The 1381-nt window shown below is 64.6% G+C and carries 3 protein-coding genes; all 3 read right to left on the bottom strand.

Features of this window, described 5'->3' with window-relative positions:
* Positions 1 to 69: 69 nt before the first annotated feature.
* From moaE to moaC, 3 genes are read right to left on the bottom strand one after another with little or no spacing between them, the layout of a single operon-like run.
* Entirely contained in the window at positions 70 to 522 is a 453-nt protein-coding gene (moaE, locus tag PVZ78_RS07765; RefSeq protein ID WP_007932098.1) for a molybdopterin synthase catalytic subunit MoaE, read from the bottom strand.
* A 1-nt stretch (position 523) separates the two neighbouring features.
* Positions 524 to 766, bottom strand: coding sequence for a MoaD/ThiS family protein (locus tag PVZ78_RS07760; RefSeq protein ID WP_253362762.1), 243 nt, complete (start codon positions 764 to 766; stop codon positions 524 to 526).
* Positions 763 to 1236, bottom strand: coding sequence for a cyclic pyranopterin monophosphate synthase MoaC (gene moaC, locus PVZ78_RS07755; RefSeq protein WP_009047097.1), 474 nt, complete (start codon positions 1234 to 1236; stop codon positions 763 to 765). Before moaC ends, PVZ78_RS07760 begins: the two co-directional genes overlap by 4 nt.
* Positions 1237 to 1381 lie beyond the last annotated feature (145 nt).

Below are 1381 nucleotides of genomic sequence, written 5' to 3'. Positions count from 1 at the left end.
GGTGTTGATCGTAGGAGCGAGGCTTGCCCGCGATGGCGGACTTGCGGTCAATACAGAGGGATCAGGCCATCACTCTTTCCAGCGATCCGCCGCCGCATGATCGCTGTCACGGCCTTCCACCCAGCGCGGGCCATCGGCGGTGGTTTCCTTCTTCCAGAACGGCGCGCGGGTCTTCAGGTAGTCCATGACAAAGGCACAGGCATCGAATGCCGCCTGGCGGTGGGCGCTGGCGGCGCCGACGAAGACGATCGGCTCGCCCGGCTCCAGCGCACCGATGCGATGCAGCACTTCCAGCTTGAGCAGCGGCCAGCGCTGTTCGGCCTCGGCGGCGATCTTGCCCAGGGCCTTCTCGGTCATGCCCGGGTAATGCTCGAGAAACATCCCCGCCACGTCCAGGCCGTCGTTGAAATCCCGCACGTAACCGACAAAGCTCACCACCGCGCCGACGCCGACATTCGCCGCATGCATTGCGTTGACTTCCGCCCCCGGATCGAAGGCGCCCGATTGCACGCGAATCGCCATGTCAGCCCCCGGTCACGGTAGGAAAAAACGCCACTTCGTCGCCGTCGCTCACCGGCTCGTCGAGCTGGCAGAGGTCTTCGTTGCGGGCGCACATCAGGTTCTGTTCGCTGAGCACCTCGGCGCCCTCACGCTGGGCCAACAGCACGCGCACATCGTCGACCGTGGCGAAATCGCCGGCGACCCGCAGCGAATCCACGCCCAGCGCCTCGCGGTAGCGGGCGAAAAACTTCACGGTCAGGTTCATTGCTCGTCCGCCTGGTAATGGCCGCTCTTGCCGCCCAGTTTCTCCAGCAGGCGCACGCCTTCGATGGTCATGCCGCGGTCCACGGCCTTGCACATGTCGTAGATGGTCAGTGCGGCGACACTGGCGGCGGTCAGGGCTTCCATTTCCACCCCGGTCTGCCCGGCCAGCTTGCAGCGGGCAACGATGCGCACGCTGTCCTCGCCTTCGGCGCTGAGCTCGACCTTGACGCTGGTGAGCATCAGCGGATGGCACAGGGGGATCAGATCGCTGGTCTTTTTCGCCGCCTGGATGCCGGCGATGCGCGCCACGGCGAACACATCACCCTTGGGGTGACCGCCGCTGACGATCATTTGCAGGGTTTGCGGGAGCATGCGCACCCGGGCTTCGGCCGTGGCTTCGCGGGACGTCACGGCTTTGTCGGTGACGTCGACCATATTGGCGCGACCTTGGGAATCGAGATGAGTCAGCACAGCCTTACTCCTGATCAGGAAAGGCGATTGTAAACCCGAGGGTCAATTTTCCGCACGCCTGATTATCCGCGCCCCGATCCTGTAGGAGCGAGGCTTGCCCGCGATGGCATCACCGCGCTGATCCTGTTGCACCGCGTTGCCTGGA

This window comes from Pseudomonas sp. SBT1-2, assembly GCF_028640875.1.
In the GTDB taxonomy this organism is placed as follows: Bacteria; Pseudomonadota; Gammaproteobacteria; order Pseudomonadales; family Pseudomonadaceae; genus Aquipseudomonas; species Aquipseudomonas chlororaphis_I.
This window is presented reverse-complemented; position numbering and strand designations above follow the sequence as displayed.

Bases quoted from the DNA above. Each gene is read 5' to 3' on its own strand.
- PVZ78_RS07760 (WP_253362762.1), bottom strand. From the start codon at position 766: ATGAACCTGACCGTGAAGTTTTTCGCCCGCTACCGCGAGGCGCTGGGC.
- moaE (WP_007932098.1), bottom strand. From the start codon at position 522: ATGGCGATTCGCGTGCAATCGGGCGCCTTCGATCCGGGGGCGGAAGTC.